The organism is Gluconobacter sp. DsW_056 (assembly GCF_002153595.1).
GTDB classification, from domain to species: Bacteria; Pseudomonadota; Alphaproteobacteria; order Acetobacterales; family Acetobacteraceae; genus Gluconobacter; species Gluconobacter albidus.
Map to the genome: position 1 here is coordinate 436,081 of NZ_JOPF01000009.1, position 14,195 is coordinate 450,275.

The 14,195-nt window shown below is 62.0% G+C and carries 11 protein-coding genes; 6 read left to right on the forward strand and 5 right to left on the reverse strand.

Annotation, left to right across the window (positions count from 1 at the left end; all coding sequences use genetic code 11):
* Positions 1-10: 10 nt before the first annotated feature.
* Together HK22_RS09235 and HK22_RS09240 are read left to right on the forward strand one after the other, a co-directional pair.
* On the forward strand, positions 11-1,264 hold the full coding sequence (locus tag HK22_RS09235) for an AAA family ATPase (RefSeq protein ID WP_062030466.1): 1,254 nt from the start codon (positions 11-13) through the stop codon (positions 1,262-1,264).
* Positions 1,265-1,267: 3 nt separating this feature from the next.
* The gene (locus HK22_RS09240; protein WP_062030360.1) at positions 1,268-2,212 is read left to right on the forward strand and encodes a hypothetical protein; all 945 of its coding nucleotides are present in this window, start codon (positions 1,268-1,270) and stop codon (positions 2,210-2,212) included.
* Between the two features lie 21 nt (positions 2,213-2,233).
* Here the strand turns inward: HK22_RS09240 and HK22_RS09245 are convergent, their stop codons facing one another.
* Positions 2,234-3,763 (reverse strand): ABC transporter substrate-binding protein/permease, encoded by a 1,530-nt coding sequence (locus tag HK22_RS09245; protein ID WP_086649040.1) that lies wholly within the window; start codon positions 3,761-3,763, stop codon positions 2,234-2,236.
* Positions 3,763-4,509, reverse strand: coding sequence for an amino acid ABC transporter ATP-binding protein (locus HK22_RS09250; RefSeq protein ID WP_062030364.1), 747 nt, complete (start codon positions 4,507-4,509; stop codon positions 3,763-3,765). The genes HK22_RS09245 and HK22_RS09250 overlap by 1 nt, the downstream gene beginning before the upstream one ends.
* 252 nt (positions 4,510-4,761) lie before the next feature.
* Here HK22_RS09250 and ccmA point away from each other — a divergent pair, with 252 nt between their 5' ends.
* The 3 genes from ccmA to HK22_RS09265 all read left to right on the forward strand — a co-directional run bounded on the left by ccmA (position 4,762) and on the right by HK22_RS09265 (position 9,483).
* Entirely contained in the window at positions 4,762-5,397 is a 636-nt protein-coding gene (gene ccmA, locus HK22_RS09255) for a heme ABC exporter ATP-binding protein CcmA (protein ID WP_086649041.1), read from the forward strand.
* A complete protein-coding gene (ccmB, locus tag HK22_RS09260; protein ID WP_086649042.1) occupies positions 5,394-6,059 on the forward strand; it encodes a heme exporter protein CcmB in 666 nt (221 codons plus the stop codon). The genes ccmA and ccmB overlap by 4 nt, the downstream gene beginning before the upstream one ends.
* Positions 6,060-6,162: 103 nt before the next feature.
* Entirely contained in the window at positions 6,163-9,483 is a 3,321-nt protein-coding gene (locus tag HK22_RS09265; RefSeq protein ID WP_086649043.1) for a S41 family peptidase, read from the forward strand.
* Between the two features lie 345 nt (positions 9,484-9,828).
* On the opposite strand, the gene HK22_RS09270 is transcribed toward HK22_RS09265, so the two are convergent.
* On the reverse strand, positions 9,829-10,377 hold the full coding sequence (locus HK22_RS09270; RefSeq protein ID WP_086649044.1) for a cytochrome b: 549 nt from the start codon (positions 10,375-10,377) through the stop codon (positions 9,829-9,831).
* A 144-nt stretch (positions 10,378-10,521) separates the two neighbouring features.
* On the opposite strand from HK22_RS09270, the gene HK22_RS09275 reads away from it, so the two are divergent.
* On the forward strand, positions 10,522-11,100 hold the full coding sequence (locus HK22_RS09275; protein WP_077802289.1) for a YqaA family protein: 579 nt from the start codon (positions 10,522-10,524) through the stop codon (positions 11,098-11,100).
* Positions 11,101-11,138: 38 nt separating this feature from the next.
* On the opposite strand, the gene HK22_RS09280 is transcribed toward HK22_RS09275, so the two are convergent.
* Both HK22_RS09280 and HK22_RS09285 read right to left on the reverse strand, forming a co-directional pair.
* Positions 11,139-13,103, reverse strand: a complete 1,965-nt coding sequence (locus HK22_RS09280; protein ID WP_198945519.1) for a transglycosylase SLT domain-containing protein — start codon at positions 13,101-13,103, stop codon at positions 11,139-11,141.
* Between the two features lie 182 nt (positions 13,104-13,285).
* Complete coding sequence (locus HK22_RS09285) at positions 13,286-14,143, reverse strand: uracil-DNA glycosylase (protein ID WP_086649046.1); 858 nt, start codon at positions 14,141-14,143, stop codon at positions 13,286-13,288.
* Positions 14,144-14,195 lie beyond the last annotated feature (52 nt).

A 14,195-nucleotide genomic window follows, 5' to 3' on the forward strand; every position in this document is an offset into this window, starting at 1 on the left:
TCTCGTGCCCATGCTCAACCGGGCCATGCCGCTGATGATGGCCGCCTTTCTCATTCTGGCGGTCATTCAGGTCGCGGTCATGCTACACCTGTCACTGAACGGGCTGTGGGCCGCCATCGAATGGGGACGGCGTTTCTATCTTCCGCTGGCAGGCATCAGCGCCCTTCTGGCAGTCACGGGGCTGGCGTATGAAACGTCAGCCGAAAAACTGGCGCGTCGCGGACTGCGCCGCAGGAAAGGTCTCATCATGGATGTTCTCAGCCGTCTGACGAACCGCGGAGCCCTTGAAGAGCTCATGGCCCGCGAACAGCGCGAAACCGTTCTCGACGCCGACGAACTGGCCGCGTCCCTCCGCGCCCGCGTCATCGGACAGGATCAGGTCTGCGAGGATATCGCCCAGCAGATGCGCCGCCGCTTAGCCCTTCAGGTCCGCGGTAAGCCTGTGGGCATTTTCCTGCTCGCAGGCCCTCCGGGCACCGGCAAGACCTACCTCGCCAAACAGATGGCCAAGCAGATGGAACGCCCCCTGCTGCATTTCGACATGACGCAGATGTCCAGCGCCCATGCCGCAACACAGCTCTTCGGCTCGCCCAAAGGCTATGTCGGCTCCGACACGTTCGGCAAGCTCACAGGAGGCCTCAAGGATCATCCGGACGCCGTGGTCCTGCTCGACGAAATCGAAAAGGCCCATCCGGACGTCTTCAAGAAGTTCCTCACCGCCTGGAACGATGGCCACGTCACGGAAGCCTCCACCGGCGAGCAGGTCTCGACCACGCGCGCGATTTTCATGCTGACGTCCAACATCGCCACCGAAGCCCTGACCGAAATCGCCGATCGTCTCGCCAACGAACCCGAAAAGATGCGTGCCGAGTCGGTCGAGGCCCTGCGCAAATCCGGCTTTGCTCCGGAAGTCCTCAACCGTCTGGACCGGATTTTCATTTTCCGCGCCCTGCGTGGGCTGGACCTTGCCCGCGTCGCGGCACTCGAAATCGAAGCCATGATCGAAGGTTATGGCCTGCATGTCGAAACCGGCGGCATCGACGCCGGTGTCCTGTTCCAGGTCATGGTCAAGCAGAAGAACCTTGGCACCGGCGCCAGCGCGCGCGATCTCGTCCGCTCCATCGAGGACATGGTCAGCGAAAGCCTGATCGTTGCGCGTCAGCAGGGCGCCAAGCGCGTGCGCCTCGTCACGCAGGACGACGGCACCGTCATCACGGAAATCGCCAGCGATTCCGAAGCCCAGCTCGGTCGGGTGAGTCACTGATCCATGACGGCATTCGGACGGCTCTGGCGACGCGCGCCCCTGTGGCGCACGAGCGTGATTGTAACAGTCGGCGCGCTCGGCATGGCCGCCTTCTATCCCACCCCCGCGCTCAAGAAGGCCATGCCCTGGCTTCCGGGGCATCTGCCGGGCGCGGCACCACCGGGTAATGCCGGTTCCGGCGCTTCACAGCCGGACGCGCAGGGGGCACAGCCCAATGGTGCGCCCGGCCTCGGTGACCAGATCGGCGTTCCCGATCCTGGCATCACCGAACACGGCAGCCTGACCATTGCCGGACGCATCCTCCCGCTTCCGGCCGGAGACTGGCATCCGATCCTGACCGCCCGCAGCGGGGCGCATGGAGAACTCTCCCAGCAGGTTCTGGCCCGGACCGATCGCGGCGTCGTCTCCGGGGTCATCGTCGTGCGCGCCACGCAGCAGCCCGTCCCGGCCGATCTGGCCGAACAGCTCGAAACCCCCTGTCATGACGACCGCGATTACGCTGCGCATATTTCAGACAGGCCCGGCATCTCGCAGGAATGCAGCTATACCAGCAACGCCGTGTTGGAAAACCAGAGCGTCAGCACGGACCCGTTCATCACGGCAGCGTTTTCGCGAATGCGCACCCTGGGCTTTCCGATCCCGAGCCTGATGATCAATGTCGGCTGGTATTATGCCGCAGCGGCTGGCAAGGGCACCGCTCATATCGAAACGGTCGAGACGCTCGTCGCCCCCATCGAGCGCGGATCGCGCCAGCTTCTGGCGCCCCCGCAATACTGGAACAAGGCCTCGGTTCACAAAAACCCGGAGGCCTCCCAGTTCATTGACGCTCTGGACCGATGGATGATCGGGTGGTCGCGTGTTCTGCGTCAGGGCTTTGACGGAACGCTGAATACGGCGACTCTTGTTTCCCCGCTCATCAACGATCCATCTGCCCCTCAGCCGTCCTGAACAGAGACCGGGCACCCGGTTTTAGTGGTGCCCGGCTCCCGAGAAACCGCGTCCGAGCCGTCGCTCGGCCATGCGCGCCAGCCGCACGAACGGCAGTCCGAGCAGCAGATACGCCATGCCCACCATGATCCCCGTTCCGAAATAATCGTAATAGGTGGACGACAGCCGCACATAGGTCTGGCTCAGTTCCGTTAACGTAATAACGGAAACGAGTGAGCTGTCCTTGAGCAGTGAAATGAAGTCGTTGGTCATGACCGGCACGACAGTGCGGAACGCCTGCGGCACGATCACGAGCCGCAGCGCCTGCCAGTGCGTCATGTTCAGCGCAATCGCCGCTTCCATCTGCCCGCGCGGGACGGACAGAAGCCCGGCGCGATAGTTTTCCGCTTCATAGGCTGCATAGTTCAGGCCCAGCGAAATCACACCCGCCACGAAAGGCGACAGCCGGATCCCGAATGCCGGCAGCCCATAGAAAATGAACAGCACCTGAATCAGAAGCGGCGTCCCGCGGACGACCTCGACATAGATCCCCGCAACAAAACGCAGCGGAGCCGCGCCATAGTGCCGCGCGAGCGCGAGCAGAAGGCCGAGCGCCACAGCCAGAACCATGGCCAGCGCCGAAACCGCCAGCGTCATCAGCGCCGCCTGCCCGATCAGCGGCAGGAAACTGACATAACGCCGCATCAGAACACGCCAGCCGCTGCCGGTCGTGTTTGCCATGGCCTCCTGATAACGGTTCCATTCCGTCGGCGCGATATCCGGCTGGCTGTTGTCCCCCGTGTAGTTCGCCATCAGCGGCGTCCACAGGTTCCAGCGCGCCAGAATGCGATGAAGCGTTCCATCCTTGATGATTTCGCCGAGCGCCGCATCCACCTGATCGCGCAACTCCCGGTTTTCGGGCGAGAACGCAATCCCGTATTCCATGCTCCCGATCGGCTCACCAACGAGCTTCATATCCGGCGAGATGCTGCCATAATAAAGTGCGATCGGCGCATCGAGTAGGATCGCATCCAGCCGCCCGTTCCGCAGATCCGAGAACGCATTCGTCTCTTCTTCATAGGACCGCACGTTCGAGCCACCTTGCCGACGCAGCATCCGCTCCGCCGTCGTGTCCTTGATCGTCCCGACGGTATGGCCCTTGAGGGCTTCCATCGTGTCCAGTCCGGTCTGGTCATGCCGGACAATGATCCGCTCACTCGTCACATAATACGGACGCGAAAACAGGACGGCCGCTTTATGCTCCGGCGTCATCTCGATGCCGTCCAGCACCATCCCGTACAGCCCGCGTGACAGGCCGGGAATCAGGCCGTCCCAGTCGTTCTGGATAAAGGTCGCCTTGCGATGCAGCCGCTCGGCAATCGCGTCCGCCAGTTCATATTCGAAGCCGGTCATCCGCGATTCATGGGCCGGATCATGAAAGACGTAAGGCACATTCGCCTCACCGTCAGACGCCCAGAGCAGTTCCTGAGGGGCAGCAGCCGGCGCATCGGCCAGCGCGACAGAAACAGGGCTGCCCGCAAGAGCCAGCACAAGCGCAAGAATTTTCTTCATCACAGAAGTGTCCGCAGGAACTGGCGTGTCCGTCCCTCCCTGGGGTTGGCGAACATCAGGTCCGGATCACCGCTCTCAACGATTTCCCCGCCCTCAACAAACAGAACACGGTCCGAAGCCGCCCGCGCAAAACGCATGTCATGCGTCACGACAAGCTGCGTCATGCCATCATCATCCAGCGCCCGCATCACGGACAGGACTTCTTCGGAAAGCTCGGGGTCCAGCGCGGACGTCGGCTCGTCATACAGCATGACAGACGGCTTCATCGCGAGCGCCCGCGCAATGGCCGCGCGCTGTTTCTGCCCGCCCGAAAGACTGTCCGGATAGCGGTCCTTGGTCGCGGCAAGGCCGACCTTTTCCAGCAGCTCGCAGGCAATGGACTGCGCCTCGTCACGGGACATCTTCTTGACCTGGATCGGCGCCATCATGACGTTATCGAGCACCGTACGATGGGGAAACAGATTGAAGGCCTGAAACACCATCCCGACATGCGCACGCAGTTTATGGGCCTCGGCCTCGTTGGCGCGGCTCCAGTGCTTGCCCGTACACGCAACCGTCACATCCTCGATCCGGACAGACCCCGCATCCGGATGCTCCAGAAAGTTGAGGCAACGCAGGAACGTGGATTTTCCACATCCCGAAGGCCCGATCATCGAGATCAGTTCGCCACGCTCCACATCGAGCGACAGGCCCTTCAGAACCTCGTTCCCACCAAAAGATTTGGCGATACCACTCGCCTGCAGCACCAGATCAGCCAGTTCCGGAAACCCTTGAAAAAAGACGCACGATCACACGACCGTGCAGCCCTCATAACGGACCTGAGCACGGGTATCGAGACCTTAATGCAGCTCATGTCACGATTCATACGATCATCATATTTCTTTCGCCCCTCCCGGCCACCTGCTCTACGCCAGCCCTTGCGAAGGACGCCCGCAGGGTCTCTAAAACAGAAAGACACACACCGGGACAGAACCGAACCCCGCGCATGAGACCTTCCGATGACCACCCCGTCTGATTTTCCACCACCTCCCACGCCCGGACGCCTGCTCGATGTAGAGGACGTCACGGTGTTCCGTGGAGACCGGCTGGTGCTCGACGGGGTGTCCCTGGCGCTGGACGGCGGGGACGCCATGATCCTCACGGGGCCGAACGGGGCCGGGAAATCCACCCTCCTCCGCACGATCTCCGGCCTGCGGCGCCCCGATTCAGGCGACGTCGTGCGTTATGGCGCCCTCGCCTGGCTCGGCCATCAGGATGCCCTCAAGCCAGGGCTGACGCTGGCGCAGAACCTCGCTCTGGCCGAAAAACTCGGGACAACCAGCCTGCCCGACGCGCTTGACGCCCTTGATCTCACACATCTGACCGATCTTCCCGCGCGCCTGCTGTCCTCGGGGCAGAAGCGCCGCGCCGCTTTCGCCCGCGTCATGCTGTCCGGCGCGCCGCTCTGGCTGCTCGATGAACCCACGGTCGGGCTGGACGTCGCCAGCATAGAGCGCCTCGGGGCCGTCATGGCCGCCCATCGCGCAAAGGGCGGTGCGATGATCGTCACAACACATGTGCCGCTTCCCCTCGACAACACCCGCTCGCACGAACTGCCCTCGCTCGCGCATGTGGAATCCTTCTGGCTGTCATGACCGCTTTTCTCGCCCTGATCGACCGTGACCTCCGTCTGGCGTTCCGCTTCGGCGCCGACACGCTCGCCTCGCTGCTCTTCTTTATACTGTGTGGCAGCCTGTTCCCGCTCGCCCTCGGCCCCTCGCCCGACCTTCTGCGACATATGGGGCCGGGCATCATCTGGGTCTGCGCGCTGCTGGCCTGTCTCCTGCCGCTGGACCGTCTGTTCGGAGCCGAACTCGAAGACGGCTCTCTCGATCTGCTGATGCTGACCGGTCCGGCCCCCGCCGCCGTGGCCTTCGCCAAAATGGCTGCGCACTGGCTGACAACCGGCCTTCCACTATTAATTGCCAGTATCCCGCTCGGCATCATGCTGGGCGTCAACGGTTCCGAACTTCCCCTTCTGCTGACCGGTCTTGCGATGGGCACGATGTCCCTCTCACTTCTGGGCGGCATGGCAGCCTCGATCGTGCTTGGCGCTCGGCGTGGCGGCGTGCTGCTCCCGCTGCTCGTTCTGCCACTGGCAACACCCGTCCTGATTTTTGGCGCGGCCTCGTCCTATGCCGGGCAGCTCGCAACTTCTCCTGCCGCAAGCCTTGATCTGCTGGGAGCATGCCTTTTCGCCTGCCTGCCGCTATGCCCCCTCGCCGCCGGACAGGGCCTCAAGGCCGCCGTGGGCTGAACGAAGTGTTATATCTTAACAGGATGTCATCCGGGGGCCTTTGACGCGATGACACCTTTATGAAACGACTGGACCATATTCGTTTCATATCGAGATCATCGCCATGCTCCAACGCTCCTCGCTCAGAAACTCCCTCCTGTCCTGCGCAGCCCTGATGGGCTTCAGTCTCGGCGTTGCCCAGGCAGAGCCGGGCTATCTGCGTGAGCCCTCGATTTCCGGCCAGACCGTCCTGTTCAACGCCGAACAGTCCGTCTGGAGCGTTCCCCTCGCAGGCGGTCAGGCCCAGCGCCTGACGACCGTGCCGCAGGGCGCCAACGCCATCGACCCGCATCCCGTCATTTCTCCGGACGGCACCCAGATCGCATTCGCCGCCAATTTCGACGGCCCGACCGAAATCTACGTCATGCCCCGCAGCGGTGGCACGCCGCACCGCCTGACGTTCGAGAACGTCGCGCGTCTGAAGATCATTGGCTGGGACGCGCATGCCGGGGTGCTCTATGCCAGCCCCGCCGCAACGGGCCCCTATTACACCCAGACCGTCTCCGCCATTGATCCGAAAACCGGCGCAACACGCGTCTTCCCGCTTTCCGGCGTGAACGATGCCACCCTCAGCCCGGACGGACACTGGCTTTATGCGGTCCGCTTTGGCCTCGCCACGACCGGCGATCACATGCGCGCCTATCGCGGCGGCGCGCTGTCCCAGCTCTGGCGCTTCGATCTTCAGAACGGCAAGGAAGCCGAGCGCATCGGCACGCATGACGCCAACCTGATCCGCCCGATGCCCTGGCGCGACCGCCTGATCGTCATTTCCGACGAAGATGGACGTTATAATCTGTGGAGCCTCGCCACCGACGGCTCGGACGCGAAACAGCTCACCCATTTTACGGATTACAGCGTTCTCGAAGCCTCCATCTCCGGCGATCACATCGTCCTGCGCAAAGGCGCGGACCTGTTCGATTTCAATCTGGCCAGCGGTGAGACCACGCCCGTCAAAGTCGATCTGACCTCCGACAACCTGCCCCGCAGCCCGTACTGGCTGGAAAAGCCGACGCGCTTCCTGACGTCCTCGACCATTTCTCCCAAGGGGGACGCCGCCGCCTTCACCATGCGCGGTCATGTTGTGGTTGCCGGCGCTTCACCCCGCCGGGTCGTCGTGCTCGCCACCCCCGATAACGTCCGCCTGCGTCTCGCCCAGATCACGCCGGACGGCAAATCCGTCATTGCCTTCAGCGATGCAGGCGGCGATTCCGCCCTGTGGCGCTTTGCAGCCGACGGCAGCGGCAAGGGCGAGGCCATCACCCAGCCCTCCTCCACCGAACCCGTGGCGCTGTCTCTTTCCCCGGATGGCAAATACGCCGCCCATACCGACCTTCTGGGCCGCCTCTGGCTGACGGACCTGTCCACAAAGGCCGACAAGTTGGTCGATAACGCCACGCTGGACGGCACCAACGTCTTTGACTCAGTATCATGGTCCCCGGATGGACATGTTCTGGCCTACGTCCGCACACGCGGCACGAACCTGCGTCGCCAGATCGCCCTTTACGTCCCCGCCACCGGCCAGTCGAACTGGGTAACGGACGGGCGCTATGAATCCTATACGCCCAGCTTCTCCCCGGATGGCAAATGGCTGTGGTTCCTGTCGGACCGCACGTTCTCGCTCGCCAATGGCTCGCCCTGGGGAGACCGCAATATCGGACCGGCCTTCCCCAAGCGCACCGGACTCTACGCCCTTGCCCTTCAGTCCGGCGAACGCTTCCCGTTCCAGCCCGCGACCGAACTGGACCCGACAGACAAGAAGCCCGACGCCGATAAAAAGGACGACAAGAAGAAAGACGGCGACAAGAAAAAATCCCTTCCCGCCATCGAATGGGCCGGGATCACCACACGCCTTTATCAGGCTCCCATCCCGGCCGGCGACTATGAAGGCCTTGGCGTCTCTGACGACTATCTCTTCACGATCGACAATTCCGGCTCAGGCGACGGTCCGGGCGATCTGAAGTCGATCCATATCGACAATAACGAACACAAGATCGAAACCTACGCGGCAAAGATCTCGGGCTTCGACATCACCCCGGACGGCAAGACCCTTCTGACCCTCAGCCGCCGCGGCAAAAACGCCCCCGAACTGCTCCTGACGCCCTCTGGCGAGAAGCAGCCCAAGGAACTGGCCGGCAAGAAGATCGAACTCGACCATCTGCGCCTGCGGATCGACCCCGGACAGGAATGGTCGGACGAATTCGTGGACGCCTGGCGCCTGCACCGCGACCACTACTATGACCGCGACCTGCACGGCGTGGACTGGAAAGCCGTACGCGCCCATTTCGCACCATTCGTGGACCGTCTTGGAGACCGTGCAGATCTCGACGATCTGCTCGGCCAGATGGTTGCGGAAATCGGCGCGATGCACTCGCAGCTCCATGCGCCCACGACATTCGACCAGCCCGCTTCCAGCCTCATTGCAGGCCTCGGCGCGCATCTGACGCATGAGGACAAAGGCTTCCGGATAGACCACATCTATCAGGGCGACCGCGACCTCCCCGATCAGCAGTCCCCGCTGGCCGCTCCCGGCGTGGACGCCCGGAACGGCGATCTCATCACCGCAATCAACGGCCAGCCGACCGCAGGACAGCCCGACCTCGGCTCGCTTCTTGCCGATCAGGCCGGAAAGCAGGTTCTCCTGACGCTCGCGCGCGGCGGGAAAGACCACAAGATCATCGTAACGCCCGTGCCTTATATGAAGGAGCGTGACCTGCGCGCGCGGGACTGGGAAGTCAGTCGCGCGGATATCGTCGACCGCGCCAGCCATGGCCGCATCGGCTACCTGCATCTGCAATCCATGGTCGGCGACGACATGGAAGCCTTCGCCCGCGAATTCTATGCCAATATCGACAAGGACGGCCTGATCGTCGACGTCCGCGGCAACACAGGCGGCAATATCGACAGTTGGGTCCTCACACAGCTCATGCGTCGCCCGTGGATGTTCTGGGGCCGCTACGGCAACGCACCGTCGGTGGATATGCAGCAGTCCTTTCAGGGCCGCCTGATCGTCCTGTCCGATGAAATGACCTACTCGGACGGTGAGACCTTCTCGCAGGGTATCAAGTCCCTGCATATCGCCCCGCTGCTGGGTGAGCGTACCGCAGGCGCGGGCGTCTGGCTCTCGGACGGAGACCGCCTGATCGACAACGGCAATGCCCGGACGGCCGAAAATCCCTATTTCGACCTGAACGGACAGTGGCTGGTCGAGAACAGGGGCGTCGCTCCGGACATCGAGGTCGAAAACATGCCGGTCGCCACCTTCAATGGACAGGACCAGCAGCTTGACGCCGCCCTCACATGGCTGGGCAAGGACATGGCCGACCATCCGCGTCCGGCCCTGAAACCGGCTCCCTTCCCGGTCCAGCAACCCGCTGCGCCTCGTTAATCCTCAAAGGTTCTGATGGGTCGGCTGACTGCTGATCCATCAGGATACGAAGACATGCCGGATGTTAAAGAAGTCATCAGATCTGCCGATGACTCCGTGAAATCAGGTCAGACCCGATGATGGAATTTTCGTTAGCGGTTCTGGCTGCAGTTTCAGGTCTTCTATTTACATATATTATATTCAATCGTAGAAATATTTTCGTTCATAAAAATAAATCCGGAAATATAATTCTGTTGCTATTTATAATTCTTCTGTTTCTAATTATATTCTATGCTTTTTATATAATTTATCTGCTTATTTTCACAATTCAATAAAGCACAACCTGCAAACTCTATGGACCAGCATTCAGAGCATCCGGTCCATGACCTTGTCCTTGCGGCCATAGCGATGCAGCAGTCCCGCAATTCCATGCCCGGCGATCAGGATACCCAGAATCCATGACGAAAACTGGTGCAGCACATTCACCAGTGGCACGAACACAGGCGCCTTGTGCGCCAGAGGCGGCAGATCGACGACCCACATCATGGGGATCGGCAGGCCATGAACGGAACTCCGCACCCACCCCGTCAACGGCACGAGCAGCATCATCGCATACAACCCGAAATGCCCGACCTGCACCGCCAGACGCTCTTCTTCGGGAATATCCGATGACATCGCGGGTGGCCGATGCGTCGCCCGCCAGACAAGCCGCAAAACCGTCAGGATAATGATGAACGGCCCGATTTCCTTGTGGATCAGCAGCAGAAGCGCTTTCTGCGGGGTTGCCGCATGCGGCATGATCCGCCCCACATAAAACCCCAGCAGCCACAGTGGAATGATGATCGCCGCCATACCCCAGTGGAACAGTCTGGCCACAGGGGAATAACGCTGAAACGACGCAAGGGTCTTGTCCATGAAACGGCAGCACTCCGGAAGAACGATTTCGCTTGCTATAGCCGTTCGCTTACCGAAACACATGTTGCACAGAGTTACGGATTTGCAAGCTCCCGCAGGCCGGGTAGGACAGTACGGACGTTTTTACTGGAAGATCAGACCATCATGCTGACACTGCTCTACACCCGCATCACCGAACTGGCCGCCTCTCCGCGGGCTGTCTGGTGGCTGATCGTCGTCGCCGTGGCAGAATCTTCCGTATTTCCACTTCCGGTGGACCTGATGCTCGTACCCATGCTGCTCGCCAATCGCGAACGGGCGTGGTTCCTGGCCTCCGTCTGCACGGCAGCCAGCGTCGTGGGCGGACTGATCGGCTGGGTGCTGGGGGCGTTTCTGATGGAACATGTCGGCATGCCGATCGCGCATTTCTATCATGCCGACCAGCGCATCCTGAATCTGGAAGCCATGTTCCGCCGCTACGGCGTCTGGATCATCCTCGCCAAAGGCCTGACCCCACTGCCCTACAAGTTCGTTACGCTGGCGGCAGGTGCGGCGCATTTCCCACTCCTGCCCTTCATTGCCGCCAGCGTCGTCACCCGGGGCGCACGCTTCTTTCTCGAAGCCGCCCTGCTCCGCGCTTTTGGAGAGCCCATTCGCGATTTCATCGAAAAGCGTCTGGCGCTGGTCCTGTTCGGGGCCCTGATCCTGATCGCAGGCGGCATCGCCCTGGTCGAATTTCTTTAAGGCACTCGAATCCTAGTTCCAGGCCTTAGTTCAGGACCTCAGTTGAGGGCCATGCGCTCATGCGCCATGGCCTGCTCTTCCCCAAAAGACGGCCATTCAGAACGCGTCAACGCCTTCAGCGACGGAGACGGCAGCCCCATGCGGTGCGCATACAGCCAGGTATAGGTCAGGGCGCGATGGACATAATCCCGCGTCTCGCCATTGGGCAACGTTTCCATGAAGAACAGCGGATCATGCATATCCGCCTTCTGCGCGCCTTCCCAGCGGGCAATCGCCCCCGGCCCGGCATTGTAGGACGCCAGAACCCGGACCAGATCGCCGCCCTCAGGCGGAGTCACCGTTGCAACCCGGTTCGACTGATTCGCCAGATACAGCACGTAAAGCTGTCCGATCTCCAGATTGGAAGACGGATTGTGCAGGCGGCTGACCATATCGGGCGCCACCGGTATCACCGCCACGCCATGCGAGTCATACGTCATGTGCGACGCGGTCACGAAACTCGCCGTCACCGGGCGGATCTGCATCAGCCCGTGCGCCCCTGCCCCTGACGTCGCCGATGGATCGAAGTTGGATTCAACCCGCGTCAGCGCATAGACCAGCGCCGGATTCATCCGGAAACCATGGCTTGGCTTCAGGGCGGGCAGAGGCAGCGGCGTCGGTGGCGTCACCTGCGATTCCCGATGCATGATAAGAGATGCAAGCTGCTCGGACAGGTCCTCGTAACCCGCGGCCTGAGCCACAAGCTGAAGCGAGCGCGAGCGCGCGCTGTCCGAGGCGACATCCACCCACATACGTCGGATCAGGTTCTCTGCCCGTGTGCGCTCACCAACCTGAAGGAGCGCAAAAAGCTGGCGTCCCTGCGACAGGGCGCCCACAGCCTCGACGTCGATTTCGGCAAGCACAGGCACCGGATCATGCAGCGTGACCTCGATCCGGCCGCCGGGCAGACGCGCATGACCATGGCGCCCAAGCTCCAGCGTCTGGGAGGCCAGCATGCCATAGAAGGTTTCGTGATGGGTGGCCGCACGATGCAGCCACTTCACATAGCCCGCCATATCATGACGACGCCCCTCGGCCCGCGCTGCCCAGAACGCGGCAGCCGCACGGATTTCCAGCGCCGTAACGGGCGCATTGGCCGCAGACTGGAACAGGTCATAGGCCGCCTCGACATGCCCTTCGCGCCAGGCAGCAAGCCCGGCAACATAAGCGGGCAGCCCAACCTGATGGTCCCCGCGACCAAATCCAGCACTTGCATTCCGCAACGCCGCAAGGGTTTCCCCCTGTGACAGCAGACCCAGTGCAATCTCGCCGTAAAGCTGCGCCGCATAAGGGGCGCTCATCCCCGGCGTGATGTCCACGAGATGCAACGCACTTTCCGCACCCCGCACACCCGTCAGAACCCGTTCCTGAACCGTCCGGTCCAGCAGCGGATTGCGGGCGAATGCATGCATCAGCGGATCGACGGGAGAGGCCGTGCCCTTCATATTGTCAGCCCGCGCATCAGCAGCAAGCGGACGAACGAAAGACTGCATCTGCACCGTTCCCGGCAGCGCGATTTTCAAAAGAAGAGCCTGAATGTTCGATGCATCGGGCTGGGACGCATAGTCATGCAGCCACTCCCGAAGCTGTTCGGCCGCAGGATGCGCGCCCGGTGCGAGATAACGCTCAGCCAGCACATCAGGCAGCAGGACATGGTCAGTCAGCAGACGCATCTGCTCCTGAACAACGCGGAAATTGCCTTGGCGCTGCGCCTGAAAGATCAATCGATACCGGCTAGCCATGGCCGCCGTCAGCGGATGGGGCAGCGAAACAACGCCATCCCCGCCCAGAGACGGCCGGGCTTCGGCAAACGCAGTCTCATCCCCGACCGGTTCCGGCTGGGGAGGGAGGTTGCGTGTGCTGTCCGCACGCGCCGGAGACAGTGAGCCGCCGGCCAGAATCAGTACGCTGACGAGCAAAGCCCGGGCGCTACTGCCTGAAATGAAAGGGGATGTCCTTCGCATAGCAGCGGGTTGCTACCTGCTTTGCAGGCCCTTGGCAAGAACTTGTTAAGTTCTACACATCCTTGGACTGGGCAATGATATAACCCAACCCTAAAACAATCCAGTGGCAAACACCTGTCATCGCGCGTTTTTTTACGTTTTTCCGAAGTTTTTTAACGGTAGTATTTGTACCCAATTAGTCCTCATTCTTCCGGAGAGAGTTTCTCCATCAGAATCAGCAGATCCTGCCAGGCATTCCGCCGTGCAGCCGCACTTGCCCGCAGTTGCAAAGGGTGTCGCATCGGCAGAAGCGGCAATGGAGTCGCAAGCCCCGGAACCGATACGTCCGTCCACCGACCCCGCATCCGTCCGACAGCAGCATCCGGCCCCACCAGCATCCGCAGCGGCGTCACACCCATCGTCACCAGAAACCCTGGCCGACACAGGGCGATCGTCCGCAACAGAAGCGGAAGACAGGCCTGCATTTCCGCATCGCTCGGCGTTCGCCCGCCAGGCGGACGCCACGGCAGGGCGGGCGCCATCGAAATCCGTCCGCGCTCCAACCCCGCAGACCGCAGCATTTTCTCCAGCAATGCCCCGCCCTCGCCCGCAAACAGCGTTCCGGAACGGTCCTCATCCGCATCAGGCGCCTCGCCGATCAGCATGAACGGCGCCCCTTCCACGAACACCGGCTCCAGCCGATGTGTGGCGGTCCGGGCCAGAAACAGGTCGCCCGGCGCTTCGGTCAGACGCATCAGCGTCGACAGATCCGGCGCTTCTTCCACTGCCCGCCCGGAAAGCCCGTTCGCCGACGCTCCGACCGCCTTCGCAGGCCTCAGGCGCGCTCCATCGCCTTCCGGAAAAGCATCTGGCAAACGTTGTGCAGCGTCCTGCCGCTCCGCGCTCACACGCGGCGGCAACTGTGGCGTCGCCTCGGACAGGCGATCCACCGGCATTTCGCACAAGGCCTCGTCCACACCCCAGTCATACTGAAGTTGAAGCGCGGCCAGCAGATCGGCACGGCTCGGCACGGCCGATACACTACTGACTGGGGGCGTCATGATTGATCCGTCCTGATGGCCTCCCACTCCGTCGCCAAACAGCCCCCGAAGG

What these genes read in the sequence shown, in the direction of transcription:
- ccmB (WP_086649042.1), top strand. Translation starts at nt 5,394, where the DNA reads ATGACCGCTTTTCTCGCCCTGATCGACCGTGACCTCCGTCTGGCGTTC.
- HK22_RS09235 (WP_062030466.1), top strand. Translation starts at nt 11, where the DNA reads ATGCTCAACCGGGCCATGCCGCTGATGATGGCCGCCTTTCTCATTCTG.
- HK22_RS09240 (WP_062030360.1), top strand. Translation starts at nt 1,268, where the DNA reads ATGACGGCATTCGGACGGCTCTGGCGACGCGCGCCCCTGTGGCGCACG.
- HK22_RS09275 (WP_077802289.1), top strand. Translation starts at nt 10,522, where the DNA reads ATGCTGACACTGCTCTACACCCGCATCACCGAACTGGCCGCCTCTCCG.
- HK22_RS09270 (WP_086649044.1), bottom strand. Translation starts at nt 10,377, where the DNA reads ATGGACAAGACCCTTGCGTCGTTTCAGCGTTATTCCCCTGTGGCCAGA.
- HK22_RS09245 (WP_086649040.1), bottom strand. Translation starts at nt 3,763, where the DNA reads ATGAAGAAAATTCTTGCGCTTGTGCTGGCTCTTGCGGGCAGCCCTGTT.
- HK22_RS09280 (WP_198945519.1), bottom strand. Translation starts at nt 13,103, where the DNA reads ATGCGAAGGACATCCCCTTTCATTTCAGGCAGTAGCGCCCGGGCTTTG.
- ccmA (WP_086649041.1), top strand. Translation starts at nt 4,762, where the DNA reads ATGACCACCCCGTCTGATTTTCCACCACCTCCCACGCCCGGACGCCTG.
- HK22_RS09265 (WP_086649043.1), top strand. Translation starts at nt 6,163, where the DNA reads ATGCTCCAACGCTCCTCGCTCAGAAACTCCCTCCTGTCCTGCGCAGCC.
- HK22_RS09285 (WP_086649046.1), bottom strand. Translation starts at nt 14,143, where the DNA reads ATGACGCCCCCAGTCAGTAGTGTATCGGCCGTGCCGAGCCGTGCCGAT.